The sequence below is a fragment of the Pseudomonas sp. B20(2017) genome, from assembly GCF_002113125.1.
Taxonomy (GTDB): domain Bacteria; phylum Pseudomonadota; class Gammaproteobacteria; order Pseudomonadales; family Pseudomonadaceae; genus Aquipseudomonas.
In genome coordinates this window covers 223,523-239,214 of the sequence record NZ_NEJP01000008.1, presented here as the reverse complement: position 1 = coordinate 239,214, position 15,692 = coordinate 223,523, and the positions used below count along the sequence as shown (strand labels likewise).

Sequence of the window (15,692 nt, the reverse complement as noted above, 5' to 3'; positions counted from 1 at the left end):
ACAAGCGGGCCGTTACTTCACATTTTGAATATTTAAGAATTGTCTCCGAGAAAAAACCGAACAAATAAATGATTTCTCCGCTGTAACGCTCTTCTATACATCAAGACCCAGCATCTTTGCACTGGCCACTGCTTGCGTTCTGCGCTCGACACCCAACTTTCCATGTATACGCCTGGCATGAGTCTTTACCGTATGTAACGAGATAAACAGCTGATCGGCAATCTGCTGATTGGAATACCCTCTGGCAATCAATCTCAAAACTTCCAGTTCTCGCTGACTGAGCAATGCGCAACCGTTCGAACTGACCGCACAAGGTGTCTCGGTAGCACTGCCAGCCAGTTCAGGCCGGCGCATTTTCAGTTCATGCAGTGCCTGATGCAGTCCATGCAGACTGACCATTTCACAACCCTCCTGCAAATGCGTTCCGGCCAGGGTTTCATCACCCAGTGCGAAAGCCACCTCGGCCAATGCCAGGTGCAAGTCGGTTTCCAGAGAAAGCATTCTGCAATGCCGGGCGGTTTCCAGAAGCTGCTGGAGGCGCACGACGGGATCGTGAGCCTTGTGCAATCCAACCCGGGCCAGGATCAGCAGGTACTCGACTCGCGGAATCAGCTCCAGCGTTGCTGGTGGAGCCTGCAACGCACCAGGTCCCTGATAGTGTCGCAGCAAGCGGGTCATTGCCTCGCAAACCAGTTCGTGGCGTCCTTGCTGCAGCCAGAAAAGACTGCTGGCGTGCAGCAACGCACCGCGATAGACCGTGTCCGGAATCTGCCGCAGTTGCATCAGCCGCTCGGCATCGCGCAGACACACGAAAGCCTGTTCGTAGTCCGCCTGGTTGGCAGCCAATTGCGCCAGTCCGATGAAGCCATACAGCACGCGCTTGTCATGATTGCGCTTGCAATCCTCCAGGCCGACCTGGAAAAACGCTGCAGCGCGAGCGTCCAATCCCTGACTCAGCGCCAAACGCCCTCGGCGTAAAGCGATTCTTCCCATCAACGGTGTCGGCCGGTTCGATTGCTTGCCAAGCAAATCGTGGACATTGGCCAGAAGATTTTCAGCCCGGGACGCTGCGCCGCGCTGCTCCAGCAATTGCGCATGATCGAGCTCAAGCAGTGCCTCGATAACCAGCGAGCCTTGCGCTCGTGCCAGACACAGCGCCTGGCGGTTACAGGCGTGCGCAACGTCGAGTTCGCCTCTCAAAAGTGCTTGCTGGGTCAACCCGGACAAACACAGTGCCCGAGCGATCCAGCTGTCCGCATCCAGTACTTCCAATGCTTGAGAGAAATGCTCTTGGGCAGTTTCCATTCGCCCCTCCAGATGCTCCAGCCAACCGCTCAATGCCTGCCAGCGTGCAATCAGCTGAGACTCACCCTGCGCAGAGGGTTGCGGCAGGAAACACGAAAGACGCGCAATACATTGCGCCGCCTGTTCAAAGCGACCGGCAAACAGCAACGCCGCCGTCATCAGTCCGACCAGCTGTGGCGAACTCATTGTCAGCTCACCGCCCTGGATTTCATGCAGCCGCAACAACAGCACCACCGTTTGCTCTTCGAACAGGTGCTCGAAGCTGAAGTACTGCAACAGACTGATGGCCGCTTCATATTCTTCGGCCAGGAGAGCCTGTTCAAAAGCCGAGCGCCAGTCATTTGCGGCAGCGAACCACTGGCATGCCCGGCGATGCCATGAACGCCCCGATGGCCAGTGCTCTTCGCGAATGACATGCGACAGTGACGGGAAAATCTGCAGCCAGTCGGCCGAATCGTGCCAGGGCTCGATAAAGCAACCGAGCACTTGCAGTGTGCGCAAGTACTGGGCGCCCTCTCCGGCACCAAACAGGTGTTCACAGAGCTCGGCATTGAACCGCGGCAGATGCGCCAGCACTCTCCAGGCCTCGGCGAGTTCTGGACTCAGGCCGCTGAACAGTTCGTGTTGCAGGTAGTCCAGCAAGGTGTCCATGCGTTGCTGCGGCAAGGTCTTTTGCGACCAGTCGCATTTTTGCATCAACAGCATCCGCACGCCGGCGCACCAGCCGCCGCTGCGCTGGAAGATGCGCCCCGCCACACTGTCGGCCTGGGCGGAAGGCAGGTGACGCAACGCTTGTGCGATTTCGTCCCGGGTCAGCGCCAACGCCGCGGCTTCACATTCGTACAAGGCATCATCGAGCAGCAGGCGCGGCCAGTTGCAGGCCGGACGGCGCCGCGAGCCGATCCACCACGTCAGGGCCGGACTGCTGACCGCCAGCATCCGATCGAGAAAGGCATCCAGCGCAGGCTCCGGATAGCGACAGTAATCATCTATCAGCAGCCAGATTGGCGAAGCTCGCCGCGCCAGCTCGTACAGCAGTGACGTCTCGTCTGCGACTGCCAGCCCCATGGCGCGCGCGAGCCGTTCGCAAAATTCGCCAACGCTCAAGGACGCCCCTGCCAGCGGCAGCCAGCACACCGTGCAATTGACAGGCGCCTGCAGCAGGCACTCGGTGAGCAGCGCGGTCTTGCCACTGCCGGCGGGCGCGCAGACCAGTTTGACCCGCGCAGTTGACTCCAGCAGCCCCCCGCAAAGGCGCGGACGCGCCAGGTGATGGGAAGACAGTCTCGGGAGAAAATCCACTCGATCCGGAACGTGGGTCATGGCGGTCATCGGGTACGCCTTCTTATCGTTGTACGCTCACCCTAGCCCTCTCCCCGGCGCTTGTTGACGAGTATTCAGTACGCTGATTGGCGCCCATAAAAAAGGCGACCGTATGGTCGCCTTTTACGTTGCCAATGTATCGAAACCCTTACCTTACGCCCTCGGCGCGCAGGGCCGACGGGGTGTAGTCGGCGGCCTTGGCCTCGAAGCCGAATTCGAAACTGTGCTTCTCTTCGTTCTTCATCCCCAGGGCAATGTAGCGGCCGGCGATGATGTCGTAGAGCGCTTCGAGGGTGTAGGCCTGAGCCTGGTGATCGTAGTAGTACTGGGCATGACCTTCGGCCACTCGCCACAGTTGTCCGCGACCGTCGTAATGGTCTGCCAGTGCCACCTGCCAGCTGTCTTCGTCGATGTACATGTGGCGCTTGGCGTAGATGTGCCGCTCGTTCGGTTTCACCGTGCCGACCACTTCCCAGACCCGGTGCAGTTCATAACGGGTCAGGTCCTGGTTGATGTGTCCGGCCTTGACGATGTCGTCGTACTTGAGGCTCGGCGAATCAAGTTTGTAGCTGTTGTACGGAATGTACATTTCCTTCTTGCCGATCAGTTTCCAGTCATAGCGGTCCGGTGCACCGGAGAACATGTCGAAGTTGTCCGAGGTACGCAAGCCGTCGGCAGCAGTGCCCGGACCGTCATAGGCAACCTGCGGCGCACGCCGTACCCGGCGCTGGCCGGCGTTGTAGATCCACGCCAGACGCGGCTCCTTCACCTGATCAAGGGTCTCGTGCACCAGCAGCACGTTACCGGCCAGTCGCGCCGGAGCGGTCACCGACTGTTTGAAAAAGGTCAGGACGTTGGCGGCTTTTTCAGGGTCCAGATCCTTCATCAATTGCGGCACGGCGATCTCTTCTTCGAAGCGGATCGGCGTGTAGCTGCCATTGGTCTGCGGTGTTACCTGAGTGATGATCCGCCGCAGGTTACCGCCGTGATATCGGGTGATGTGGTTCCACAGCACATCGACGCCGTTCTTCGGAATCGGGAAGGCGTAGTAACGGTTGCCGGTGAAGTTGGCCAGACCGTTGCCGTCGTTGATGCTGGTGACATTGAGTGCGCTGCGCTTGGCCGACTCGTAGATTTCCGGCGGCACGGCCACCGTCCGATGAGTCGGGTAGACCGGGATTTTGTAGGTCTCGGGATAGCGCTTGAACATCGCCACCTGACCGTCAGAGAGCTTGTCCTTGTACTTGTCGACGTTGGCGGCAGTGATGGTGAACAGCGGTTTTTCGCTGGCGAACGGGTCAGCCAGGAAGCCCTTGCTGTCGACCGCACCGGCGTTTTTCGGGATACCGCCGGTCCAGGCCGGAATCGACCCGTCGGCGTTGCCGGCCTTCTCGGCACCCAGCGGCGTCAGGCTGGTGCCGAGCTTGTTGGCTTCGTCCGGCGACACCGCCGCGATCACGTTGGCGGCCAGCAGGCTCAGGGCCAGGACACCGCATTGCAGAATCATCTTGCGCATTGCATTCATCCTTCTCGGGCAGATCAGAAGTTCACACCGAAGCTCAGGGCCACGAAGTCACGGTCTTCGAGGGTGTTGTAGTCACCGCCGAAAAAGTCGGTGTAACTCAGGCTCGCGGTATAGGTGTTGCGGTAGTCGGCATCAACCCCGACGCTGACGGCCTTGGCGCCTTCGTTGAACAGACCGTTGGGACCATAACCGGCGACGTCGTGGGACCAGGACAGGTTGGGTTTGAGGTTGATCCCGCCGATCACGTTGGCGTAATCGAGGATCGCCCGGGCGCGGTAGCCCCAAGAGGTGGAGGTGACGAAACCGTCGGTGTCACCGCCGAAACCGTACTGGCCGTAGACCGAGTCGCGGCCATAACGCAGCTTGCTGCGCGACTCCAGGCCGCCGACCCGCACCACCGCCGCTTCGCCGACCAGGGTCAGGCGTTCCGCACCCCAGACCTGATCGAAAAAGTGCGTCAGCGTGCTCTGGATCTGCGTCACTTCCTTGCGCCGGTAGCCCTTGTTGTCCGCACCGGGCGACGTGGCGAGCGGTGACGTCGCGCCGCCGGTAATCGGGTTGAGCAAAGCCAGGGTCAGGTCGTTGGTGTTGACCTGCACCGGCGCATTAGGCCGATAGCTGATCTCGCCGGTCCACGCGGTGCCGGTCGGTAGCGTGGTGGAGAAACTCGCGCCGTACAGGCGGATGTCTTCCGGGTATTCGAGGTAGTACTGACCGCGCCCGAGCATCACGCTTTGTGCCAGCCCCGAGCCGCTGCCGGGAGCCAGTCCGTTGGCTATTCCAACCATGCCCGGCAATGCCGCGAGGGTCGAGAGCCCGGCAGTGGTGGTGCCGACCGACGGTGTGCGACTGTGGTAATTCATGAAATAGAGGCCGTACTCGGTGTCATCACCGAGCCAGCGCAACGCCGTGCCCCACTGCCCGGAATCCCGTGCATCGCGGTCGCCACCACGGGGAATGACCACCCCTTCACGGGTGACCTGGATGCCTTGTCCGAATGCGGTGGTCAACGGCACCAGCGGTGCCACTGCCGGACTGCCGACGGTGTAGCCACTGTTGCAACCATCCGCCGCCACATCGACACCGAAGAACGTGCCGCAGTTGTCGAGGACGGTCTGATCCCACTCCAGTTGATAGAACCCTTCGACGGTCAGTTGATCGGTAAGACCCTGAGAGCCGAACAGCATGTTCACCGGAATCAGCCCTTCCTTGATCTCTGCGCCAGGGCGCCGAAACGCCGAGACGTCGATCGGGTTGATGCTGTTGATCGAGTTACCGATGAAGGTACTTTCGCCCCAACTCACCACCTGTTTACCGGCGCGCACGGTGCCCGGCAAATCAGCGATTGAGTAGTTGTGATAGACGAACGCATCGAGAATCTGCGCGCCCGAAGACTTCGCGCCCTCCTTGCGGCCCTTGTCGCTGATCTGTTTGAACTCGCGGTCTTCGTCCTTGAGTTCGAAGTCGTACCAGTACTTGCCGCGCACGAACACACCGGTGTCGCCGTACTTCAGTTCGAGGTCGTGGATGCCTTTGAAGATCTTGGAAAAGGTCTCGCCCTTCTTGAAGTTCAAACGCCCGTCATCACCGGTGGAGGACTGGCCGGTCCCACCGTTGACCGTGCCGACCAGCGACTTGTCGGCATCGCGCATGCCCCAGCTCGCACCGACCGACAGCGACGAATCGAACGTGCCTTCGATTTCCCCGATATTGAAAGCGACCGCGTGCGCCTGGGCACAGCAACCCAAGGCCACCGCCGCGGCGAGCGCGTGCGGCGTGAAGATGGCGCGCATTGTTGTTTTTGTCATGCGTCTTCCCCGGTGAGTGACAGAAGGCCCCACCCTACTGCCGCCACACGGGGACGATAAGCGCACCAAGGAGGTATTCACGCTGTCGCTCGAAAGGATGAATCCCCGCCTGCGACAAGACTTTGCGCCCGCCATGAACAGGCTGGATGGGCCACTATCATCGCAACGGATAATGACGACCCGGTGCGCGCCACTGTTGCATGCCCCGTAACAGTGCATGTCCGGAATCGCTATTTTTCCCTGAGGCGCCAGCCCTTATTCTGAGCGGGCTTTCACGGCAGACCGCCAGAAAGCACGAAGTCCGCGACCGAGTCGTCGGCAATGATTTCTGATGGAACAAAGCGTTTTTCGATCCATCGCCCCCGGTGTTCACTGACGTTGATTTGTAGCTCCTTGATCCAACGTCTTACCTTGGCCGCTGCGTTTGCAGCGGCCTTTTTTATGGGCGATGTTTTAGCTGGAAGTCAGCGGCAGAGGCTCATGAGGCGAGCGCTCAAAAGAGAAAGCAGGACCGGGAAAGTCCTGCCGGATAACCCAGGGGATCAGAGCGAATACTTCTGCAAATTCCCCATCATTTCCTTCAGCGCCTCGATGTTGTCCTTCGGATGCGCCGCGCCTTCGAAATCACAGATCTGCTGCCAGTGCGCCGCGACGTCTTCCGGGGAGAACCCGACGCGAGGATCGAACCCGGCACCCAGGCTGCGCTCCCAGCGCACCTTGCCCATCCAGCCGCCACCGACTTCGAACAGGCCCGAGGTTTCCTGGCATTGTTCGCTGGCCAGGTACACCACCAGCGGGCTGACCAGTTCCGGTTTGAGTTGTTCGAACACTTGCGGCGGGATCAGGCCTTCGGTCATGCGCGTGCCGCCGGTGGGGGCGATGGCGTTGACCAGGATGTTGTTCTTGCGACCTTCAATGGCCAAGGTGCGGGTCAGGCCGTAGAGACCGAGTTTGGCCATGCCGTAGTTGGACTGGCCGAAGTTGCCGTAGATGCCCGAGGTCGATGCGGTGAAGATCACTCGACCGTAGTTTTGCTCACGCAGGTGCGGCCATGCGGCACGGGTCACCTTGTAGGCACCTTCGACGTGAACGCGATAGACCAGATCCCAGTCGGCGTCTTCCATTTTGTGGAAGGTCTTGTCGCGCAGAATCCCGGCGTTATTCACCACCACATCGACACGGCCGAACACATCGAGGGCGTTCTGCACCAGTTTGTCGCCGTCGGTGACCGAGTCATGGTTGGCTTCGGCGATGCCGCCAGCTTCGCGAATTTCCGCTACCACGCGATCGGCAGCCGAAGCGTTGGCGCCTTCGCCCTGGGTCGAGCCGCCGAGGTCGTTGACCAGCACTTTGGCGCCCTGTTTGGCGAACAGCAAAGCATGAGCGCGTCCCAGACCACCACCGGCTCCGGTGACGATCACGACTTTATCTTCGAAACGCACAGACTCATTCATCGGGGCAACTCCAGCAGACCTGAGGGACAGTGTCCCTGAGTGTCAGGCACAGAGCGTGCGGTCACAACGAACACGGCTGAGGCTGAATGGTGCGCGATAAGGCTGGGGGATGATGAAAACGTGCCGGGGCGCCAGGCGCCTCCGGCACAAACTCAGGAGCACGCCACCTTGCGCGGCGGCACCACGAAGTGATCGCGAAATTCGAGGTAGTGCTTGAGCACCTGCACGGGCGCTTCGGTTTGCGGGTAGTGACCGATGCCCGGCAACAGCACGGTGTCCGCATCGGGAATCAACTCACGATAACGTTCAACCATGTGCGCCCCGGAGATCGGATCGACCTCGCCATCGATTACCCGCAACGACACTTCGCCGCGTTGCATCGCCGCGACCCAGCGATCACGCTGGACCCGTCGCTCGGGAATGTACTGGATCAGCTTGTGCATGATCCGCGGCCCGCGATTGCAGTCGATCAGGCTCCAGAAATCATCTATTTCGCTTTCGCTGGGCCGGGTGTCCGGGCCGAAGATCTGATGAAAGCTTTTCACCAGCGCATCACGGGTGAAGGCCCGGCCGATCATCCAGCCCAGGGGGCTGAGCAGCAGCTTTTGCGTCAGCAACGGCCGGTGGGTTTCCGGGAACAAACCACCGTTGAGGAACACACAGCTGGCGACATCGATCCGACCTTCGTAATGCCGGGCCAGCAATTCCTGGGCAACGCTGTCGCCGTAGTCGTGGGCCAGAATGTGCACCGGTTGTTCGACCTGCAGATGCGCCAGCAAGGCCTGTTGCAGATCGGCCTGCTCCAGCAGGCTGTAGGTGTGATTCAGCGGTTTGGCCGAGTCGCCGAAACCGAGCATGTCGCAGGCAATCACCCGGTAGCGCTGGGACAGCGGCTGCCACAGGTAATGCCAGTCCCAACTGGCCGTCGGAAAGCCATGGATCAGCAGCAGCGGTTCGCCCTGCCCGGCCGTCCAGTAACGGATCGGCTGACCGCGGAAGACAAACGACTGGCTGCGTTTGCGCCAGGCACTCAGCGGAATCTCGGCGAGAGGCATTAGAGTTTATACCCCGGGTCTTGTTTATCGAGTTTGCGCAGCAGCGCCGGCCAGGCCAGCGCGCCCCCCATGCCTTGAGCACTTTTGGTGACGCCGGCGATCATCGCCTTGGCGCCTGCTAGAATCTGCGGTTCGATGGCGATCAGTTCGGCACCGCCAGTTTGCGCCATGACCTGGATGTCGCAAGCTCGCTGGAAGGTGAACATCATCAGGAACGTGTCGGCGATGGTGCCGCCACAGGTCAGCAGACCGTGGTTGTGCAGCATCAGGAAATTGTTGTCACCCAGATCCGCCTGCAACCGCGCTTTCTCTTCATGGTTGAGCGCCACACCTTCATAGGCATGAAAGGCCAGGCTCGACAGCACGAACAGCGATTGCTGACTGATCGGCAACACGCCCTGCTTCTGCGCCGATACCGCGACACCGGAGGCGGTGTGGGTGTGCAGCACGCAGGCCACGTCGTGCCGCACTTCGTGCACGGCGCTGTGGATCGTGTAGCCGGCGGGATTGATTTCGTAAGGACTGTCCATGAGCTTGTTGCCGGCCTGATCAACCTTCACCAGGCTCGAAGCGGTGATCTCATGGAACATCAGGCCGAACGGGTTGATCAGGAAATCTTCGGTGCCGGGCACCTTGGCGGAAATGTGGGTGAAGATCAGATCGTCCCAGCCATGCAGCGCGACCAGACGATAACAGGCGGCGAGATCGACACGGGTCTGCCATTCCGCGGCACTGACCTGGTCTTTGACATTCAAGGACGACGGAACGGGGGCTACGCTCACTGTATGCACCTCAGAGTTCTTATTGTTTTTGCACCTGTCAGCAGTCTAGTCAGCTGCACACAGTCGTGTAGTTGCATTGGCAGCCAGCTTGATGACTGAACGAGTCAGCTACGCAAACCGCTTGGATCCATGTCAAAGCAACGACGCCAACAACGGTGCGGCTAACAGATTGAGCAGCCCCGTCAGCACCATCACCAGCCCCGCGACCGAGCCTTCTTCGCCGCCCACTTCATGGGCCCGGCTGACCCCGGCACCGTGCGCACCGACGCCGAACAATGCACCGCGCGCCAGGGCGCTGCGCAACGGCAGCCACTTGAGCAATACACCGCCGAGCATGGCGCCGAATACCCCGGTGAACATCACGAACACCGCCGTCAGTTCCGGCACGCCACCGAGGTCCTGCGCCAGCGGCATGGCGAACGGCGTGGTGATCGAGCGCGGCACCAGCGACAGCGTCACCGAACTGTCCAGCGCCAGTGCTTTCGCGAGGCCGAACGACGTGGCGATCGACGCCGCGCTGCCGGCCAGCATGCCCAGCAGCAACGCCGACCAATGCCGCACCAGCAGACGTCGCTGCTGCCAGATCGGCACCGCGAACGCCACGGTGACCGGACCGAGCACCAGCATCAGCCAATGGGTGTTGCTCGAATATTCGGCATAAGCAGTGTGCAGCGGCACGGCAAGCGCCAGCAGCAACGCGGGGACCAGAATAAGTGGCGACAGCACGTAACGCCCGGTCCGGCGATACAGCCAGCGGCTGAACAGATAAGCCAGCAACGTGAACGCCAGCCAGAACATCGGCATCAGCTCAAGCTTCATGGGACCGCCTCAGGCGCACGGCCAGCTCCACGGTGAACGCGGTCACCAGCATCACCATCAGCGTACTGGCCGCGATCACCAACAAGATCCGCCAGCCGTCATCACGCAGCAATGCGCCGTAATCCAGCAGACTCATCAGCGCCGGAATGAAGAACAGCAGCATCTCGGCCATCAACAACCCTGCGCCCATTTGCAGCGCCGCCGGTTTGATCCAGCCGAACGCAAAACCCAGCAGCAACAGCGCCATGCCGATCACGCCTCCGGGAATCGGCCAGGCCAGCCACGCTGCGATCTGGCAGCCGAGCAGGTAGAGAGCGAGCAGGACGGCCAGTTCGGCCAGCAGGCGGGAGAAGTATTTAACGGTCGAGGCTTTCATCGGGGGGCTCCTTTCAGGTGCCTATTTTACGGACCCGACTGCCATCTCCGAAGCGAATTGTTAGACTCAAAGCCATTCCAATCTGGAATCAGGCCATGGAATTCAAACAGCTCAAAAGCTTCGTCGAAGTCATGCATCAGGGCGGTTTCACCCAAGCCGCGAAGACCCTGCACATCAGTCAGTCCGCCGTGAGCAAGCAGATCGCCCAGCTCGAACAGAGCCTGGGCACGCCGCTGCTCGAACGACTGGGCTCGCAGCTACGCCTGACCGCCGCCGGCAGCGTGGTGCTGCAACGGGCCGAAGGCATGCTGCGCCTGCGCAATGAATTGCTCAGTGAACTGGATGACCTCAGTCAACTGGCGCGCGGCGTGTTGCGTCTCGGCTTGCCCTTGCTGGGCAGCGATGCGTTGTTTGCCGGGCTGTTCGCCGAGTACCGCCGGCGTTATCCGAACATCAGCGTGCAGTTGCTCGAAGGTGGCAGCCGCAACATCGAACAGGCGGTATTGAACGGTGAACTGGAACTGGGCGGCAGTCTGCGGCCGAAAGACCCACAGTTCGACTTCCAGCCCTTCTGCGATGAACCGCTCGATGCGCTGCTACCGGTGGATCACCCGCTGGCGAAAAAGGGTGAAATCGCTCTGGAGGAACTGGCCGATACGCCGTTCCTTCTGTATCAGCGCAGTTTCGTGCTCAACGATCGTTTGCTTCAGGCATGCCAGCAGATGGGCTTCACCCCGAAGGAGGGCGGGCGCAGCGGGCAGGCGGATTTTCTCGCAGCGCTGGTCGCGGCCGGGCAAGGCGTGGTGTTGCTGCCCAGCGTGGTGGCGCGCGGACTGGTGCGGCCAGGCGTAGTACGCCTGACCTTGAACGCGCCCGACTATTTGCGCTGGGACATCGCCTTCATCTGGCGCCGGGGCGCCTATCTGTCGAAGGCTGCGCAGGCCTGGCTCGCGCTGTTGCGCGAACGCGGGATCACCCCTTGAGCGTGGCGATCAACTGTTCCAGCCAAGGCTCGGCGTCAGTTTCTGGAGTGACGCTTTCGCTGGCGTCGATGCGCAGCATGTCCTGCACTTCACGCACGCCGAGTTCGCCGAACAGCTCACGCAGTTGCTCGCCGCCGCCACAGAAAGTGTCGCCGTAGCTGGCGTCGCCTAACGCGATCACCGCGCCAGGCAAGCCACGCCAGGCCGCCGGCAGTTGATCGCGAATGGACGAATACAACGGTTGCAGGTTGTCCGGCAACTCGCCCATGCCGGTGGTCGAAGTCACGGCGAGCAAGGCTTCAGGGCCAAAGGCCTGGAGATCAGCGAGGCTGGCGCGCGAGTTGTAGAAGGTTTCAAAACCGGCGGCGTTCAACAGGCTCTGAGCGTGGCGAGCGACTTCTTCGGCCGTGCCGTACACCGAGCCGGAGAGGATGGCGACTTTCATCAATCTGATCCTGAAACTGAAAAAAAGAGCGACGATAGTAACAGCCGGCGGCGCCCTGTTGCGATTGGCTCTCGACAAGCGCTGATGGCCAGTAGACAGCGCCAATCGATCTTCTAGAATGCCAGCGGTCGAGACCACTGAAGGGATTCATAGATGATCAATGCCAGTCTGCTGCAAATGGTGATCAACGCGTCGAACGATGGAATCGTGGTGGCAGAAAAAGAAGGCGATCGGGACAACATCCTGATCTACGTGAATCCGGCTTTCGAAAAACTGACCGGCTATACCAGCGAAGAAATTCTCTATCAGGACTGTCGTTTCCTGCAGGCCGGTGATCGCGACCAGGCCAGTCTGGAGCGGATTCGCGATGTATTGAAAAACGGTGGCTCATGCCGGGAAATCCTGCGCAATTACCGCAAGGACGGCACACCGTTCTGGAACGAACTGTCTTTGTCGACGGTAAAAAATGCCGATGATGGGCAGACCTACTTCGTAGGCGTGCAAAAGGACGTCACGGTTCAGGTCAAGGCCCAGCAGCGGGTTGTGCAACTGGAAGCCCAGGTGGCGGCGCTCGAAGCAGAGCTTGCGACACTGAAAGCGACGAACGGCGCAAACAAAACAACGAACTAATTGTCATTAACTACAATCACCAATGACTTTGTAATTATTCATTTCGAGTTAGCCATGCAGCGCGACGCCCTTCTGACCCAGGATGAGCTGGATTTCATCCAGACCATGCAACACAACCCGCAACTCAATGTGCGGGATGCGACGTCGAGCCTGCTGGTCAATGGTGGTTCGCAGATCCGTGATCTGCTCACGCGCCTGGCGGCCCATGAGCAAGTCACCATCCAGGCCAACTTCGAAAATCAGCAGATGACCTTCCCGCTGCATCTGGTGGAAGACGAGTTTCACGCCCTGCATTTGCGTCTTGGGGTGCCGAGCATCTATGAAGACGGGCCAATGGTGCGTCCATGGCGCCTGACCCTGCAAGAGCCTGTGGCACTGGAAAATGCCAAGGGCCAGCCGGGCACGCTGTGGGTTCACGAGGTTTCGCACAAAGGTGTGCTGCTGGAAGTGCGCAACAAAACCAAACCGCCGAAGCATTTTGCCTTGTGGTTCAGCCCGTCGGGCTACGAGCGGATTTCCCTGCGCGGGACGTTCGAGCGGGAAACCGAGAGCGGCTTTTATGCTTACGAACTAAGCCAGAGCGATGCCGACGAAACCGAGCGTCTGCGCCAGTTCATCCTGCAACAGCATCGTCTGACCCACCCTGCCCTGCACACCTGAGTCTCAGGTATCCAGCGTCCCCGCCAGAAACTGATTCATGCGCTGGCGCATGGTCGCCCCCTCATTGCCCAGACAGCCGACCGATGATCCGGCCAGGCTGTCCTGCGCCAGATCGGCAGCATCGCCCGCCAGCAACAACTGACAATCAAGACTCAGCGCCAGACGGTTCAGGCGCCGGGGCAGCTCGGGTGCAGGCGCGTGATTGGAAAACAGCACCAGTGCCTGTGGTTTGATTTTCTCGCACACCAGTGTCAGCTCATCAAATGGCTGCCCGGTGGTGAGTACACGAACGCCCGCGTCATTGCCACTGAGAAACAGCGCCGCCACCAGCAATTCCAGCTCACGACATTGACCGGCCAGCGCGCTGACGATGACTTTGCGCGGTTGCGAGCCGCGCAGCACGACGATGCGCTGAAGCACCTTCGCTCTCAGAAAACCGTCGAAGAACAGCCACTCGCTGGTCTGTCCGAACGCGTCCTGGCGCTGCAGCATTTGCAGCCACAGCGGCATCAGGATGTCCTGAAAAACGACAGGCAAGGCATACGACGAGAAAATCTGGCCATAGACGCGATCGAGCAACTGATCGTCGAATGAGCTGACTGCTCGCTGGACTTGTTCCTGCCACTGGAGATAGTCCGCCTGAACCAGATCATCGGGAATGATGTGCGCCAGCGCTTTCATCGGCTCGGTCTTGGCCAGGATCTTGCCGACCTTGCTCACCGCGACACCGCGATCAATCCAGTCGACGATGCTGCGAACGCGCTCGATATCGGTCATCGAATACAGCCGATGCCCACTTTCGGTGCGTGTCGGCTGGATCAATCCATAGCGGCGTTCCCATGCGCGCAGCGTGACCGGGTTGACCCCGGTCAGACGCGCCACTTCACGTATCGGAAAAAGCTCTTCGCGCTCCAGCGCAACAGATGCCTGCGAAGCAGGGCGAACGTCTGTCATGACAGGCATGTATGCGGGTACGTCCCAGTTGGCGTAGTTGGATCCCATTCTACTCCTGATGCCCCCGACCGGTTCAAGCGATGAAGTGGGACGAAAGTCTCTGGTTCGTCACGAAAATGAGGAATAATCCTTGCTTGTCGAAAAACGCAGCCCTCTACCCCGGCGCTGCGTCAGGCGAAACTCCTACCCGGAGCGACGCACATGCAATACGGAGATACACAATGTCTACTTCCCCCGTCACGCTGATGGTCGCGCGTCGTGTCGCCAATGGTCGTTATCAGGATCTGATCGCCTGGCTGCGCGAAGGCGAACAACTGGCCACCGACTTCCCTGGTTACCTTGGTTCCGGCGTACTGGCCCCGCCTCCGGGCGACGATGAATTCCAGATCATTTTCCGCTTCGTCGACGAACAGACCCTGCACGCCTGGGAACATTCGGCATCGCGCACCGCATGGCTGGCTCGTGGCAGCGATCTGTTTGCCCATCCGACGGAACATCGGGTCAGCGGGATCGAAGGCTGGTTCGGTGCCGCCGGTCATCGCCCCCCGCGCTGGAAACAGGCCGTGGCGATCTGGCTGGCGTTCTTTCCGGTGTCGCTGCTGTTCAATTTCGTGCTGGGTCCGCTGCTCGCTGAAATGAGCCTGGTTCCCCGAGTCTTCGTCAGCACGCTGTGCCTGACCCCGTTGATGGTCTACTTCTTCATTCCGCTGTCGACCCGCCTGCTGGCCGGCTGGCTCAATCCGGTGCCCGCACGCCCGTTGCCTGCCGCGCCCTCCACGCAAAATCGCTGAAGCCGTCGCTCGCGTCGCTGTTATAGTTTTTGCTCTGACTTCGACGCGAGCCGTACATGACCTCTCCCACAGCTCCCATCCTCATCACCGGCGCCGGCCAGCGGGTCGGCCTGCATTGCGCGCAGCGTCTGCTGGAAGACGGTCATCGGGTGATCTTCACCTACCGCAGCGAACGACCGGGTGTGAAGACGTTGCGGGACCTGGGCGCCCTCGGGTTGCACGCGGACTTTTCCAGCGAAGCCTCGATCCTCGCGTTCATCACCGAACTGAAGACCCACACCGACAGCCTGCGCGCCATCGTCCACAACGCCTCGGAGTGGCTGGCGGAAAACGGTGACGGCGAAGCCGAAGCCTTCAGCCGGATGTTCAACATTCACATGCTGGCGCCGTACCTGATCAACCTGCATTGCGCCGAATTGCTGCGACGTTCGAACCCTGCCGACATCATCCACATCAGCGATGACGTCACCCGCAAGGGCAGCAGCAAACACATTGGCTATTGCGCCAGCAAGGCCGGGCTCGACAGCCTCACGTTGTCCTTCGCCGCGCGGTACGCGCCGTCAATCAAGGTCAACGGCATCGCACCGGCCCTGCTATTGTTCAATCCCGACGACGACGCGGCGTACCGCGCCAAGGCGCTGGCCAAGTCCGCGCTGGGCATCGAACCCGGCAGCGAAGTGATCTATCAGAGCCTGCGCTATCTGCTCGACAACCCGTATGTCACCGGCACGACCCTGACCGTCAACGGCGGGCGGCACGTCAAGTAACACGCCCCCGCGAGG

General features: G+C 60.5%; 15 protein-coding genes. 5 read left to right on the top strand and 10 right to left on the bottom strand.

Going from position 1 to position 15,692, the window contains the following annotated elements:
- Positions 1-93 precede the first annotated feature (93 nt).
- From CAF63_RS14430 to CAF63_RS14395, 8 genes are all read right to left on the bottom strand, one after another.
- Entirely contained in the window at positions 94-2,637 is a 2,544-nt protein-coding gene (locus tag CAF63_RS14430; protein WP_085685787.1) for a LuxR C-terminal-related transcriptional regulator, read from the bottom strand.
- A 139-nt stretch (positions 2,638-2,776) separates the two neighbouring features.
- The gene (locus CAF63_RS14425; RefSeq protein WP_085685785.1) at positions 2,777-4,144 is read right to left on the bottom strand and encodes a DUF1329 domain-containing protein; all 1,368 of its coding nucleotides are present in this window, start codon (positions 4,142-4,144) and stop codon (positions 2,777-2,779) included.
- 23 nt (positions 4,145-4,167) lie between these two features.
- A complete protein-coding gene (locus CAF63_RS14420; protein WP_085685783.1) occupies positions 4,168-5,961 on the bottom strand; it encodes a DUF1302 domain-containing protein in 1,794 nt (597 codons plus the stop codon).
- Between the two features lie 542 nt (positions 5,962-6,503).
- Positions 6,504-7,415: an SDR family oxidoreductase gene (locus CAF63_RS14415; protein ID WP_011332507.1), complete on the bottom strand. Its 912-nt coding sequence runs from the start codon at positions 7,413-7,415 to the stop codon at positions 6,504-6,506.
- Between the two features lie 152 nt (positions 7,416-7,567).
- Positions 7,568-8,470: an alpha/beta fold hydrolase gene (locus CAF63_RS14410; protein ID WP_085685781.1), complete on the bottom strand. Its 903-nt coding sequence runs from the start codon at positions 8,468-8,470 to the stop codon at positions 7,568-7,570.
- Positions 8,470-9,252 (bottom strand): class II aldolase/adducin family protein, encoded by a 783-nt coding sequence (locus CAF63_RS14405; protein ID WP_085685779.1) that lies wholly within the window; start codon positions 9,250-9,252, stop codon positions 8,470-8,472. The genes CAF63_RS14410 and CAF63_RS14405 overlap by 1 nt, the downstream gene beginning before the upstream one ends.
- Positions 9,253-9,384: 132 nt before the next feature.
- Positions 9,385-10,071, bottom strand: a complete 687-nt coding sequence (locus CAF63_RS14400) for an LrgB family protein (protein ID WP_085685777.1) — start codon at positions 10,069-10,071, stop codon at positions 9,385-9,387.
- Complete coding sequence (locus CAF63_RS14395; protein ID WP_085685775.1) at positions 10,061-10,447, bottom strand: CidA/LrgA family protein; 387 nt, start codon at positions 10,445-10,447, stop codon at positions 10,061-10,063. Before CAF63_RS14395 ends, CAF63_RS14400 begins: the two co-directional genes overlap by 11 nt.
- A 95-nt stretch (positions 10,448-10,542) precedes the next feature.
- On the opposite strand from CAF63_RS14395, the gene CAF63_RS14390 reads away from it, so the two are divergent.
- Complete coding sequence (locus CAF63_RS14390) at positions 10,543-11,430, top strand: LysR family transcriptional regulator (protein ID WP_085685773.1); 888 nt, start codon at positions 10,543-10,545, stop codon at positions 11,428-11,430.
- On the opposite strand, the gene CAF63_RS14385 is transcribed toward CAF63_RS14390, so the two are convergent.
- On the bottom strand, positions 11,420-11,875 hold the full coding sequence (locus CAF63_RS14385; RefSeq protein ID WP_085685771.1) for a flavodoxin: 456 nt from the start codon (positions 11,873-11,875) through the stop codon (positions 11,420-11,422). The genes CAF63_RS14390 and CAF63_RS14385 overlap by 11 nt on opposite strands.
- Before the next feature lie 153 nt (positions 11,876-12,028).
- Here CAF63_RS14385 and CAF63_RS14380 point away from each other — a divergent pair, with 153 nt between their 5' ends.
- Together CAF63_RS14380 and CAF63_RS14375 are read left to right on the top strand one after the other, a co-directional pair.
- Entirely contained in the window at positions 12,029-12,505 is a 477-nt protein-coding gene (locus tag CAF63_RS14380; RefSeq protein ID WP_085685769.1) for a PAS domain-containing protein, read from the top strand.
- Between the two features lie 54 nt (positions 12,506-12,559).
- Positions 12,560-13,165, top strand: a complete 606-nt coding sequence (locus CAF63_RS14375) for a hypothetical protein (protein WP_085685767.1) — start codon at positions 12,560-12,562, stop codon at positions 13,163-13,165.
- Positions 13,166-13,168: 3 nt separating this feature from the next.
- On the opposite strand, the gene CAF63_RS14370 is transcribed toward CAF63_RS14375, so the two are convergent.
- Positions 13,169-14,128, bottom strand: coding sequence for a MerR family transcriptional regulator (locus tag CAF63_RS14370; protein WP_085685849.1), 960 nt, complete (start codon positions 14,126-14,128; stop codon positions 13,169-13,171).
- A gap of 212 nt (positions 14,129-14,340) precedes the next feature.
- Between CAF63_RS14370 and CAF63_RS14365 the strand changes: the two genes are divergently transcribed.
- Positions 14,341-14,910: an antibiotic biosynthesis monooxygenase gene (locus CAF63_RS14365; protein ID WP_085685765.1), complete on the top strand. Its 570-nt coding sequence runs from the start codon at positions 14,341-14,343 to the stop codon at positions 14,908-14,910.
- 56 nt (positions 14,911-14,966) lie between these two features.
- Complete coding sequence (gene folM / locus CAF63_RS14360) at positions 14,967-15,677, top strand: dihydromonapterin reductase (protein ID WP_085685763.1); 711 nt, start codon at positions 14,967-14,969, stop codon at positions 15,675-15,677.
- Positions 15,678-15,692 lie beyond the last annotated feature (15 nt).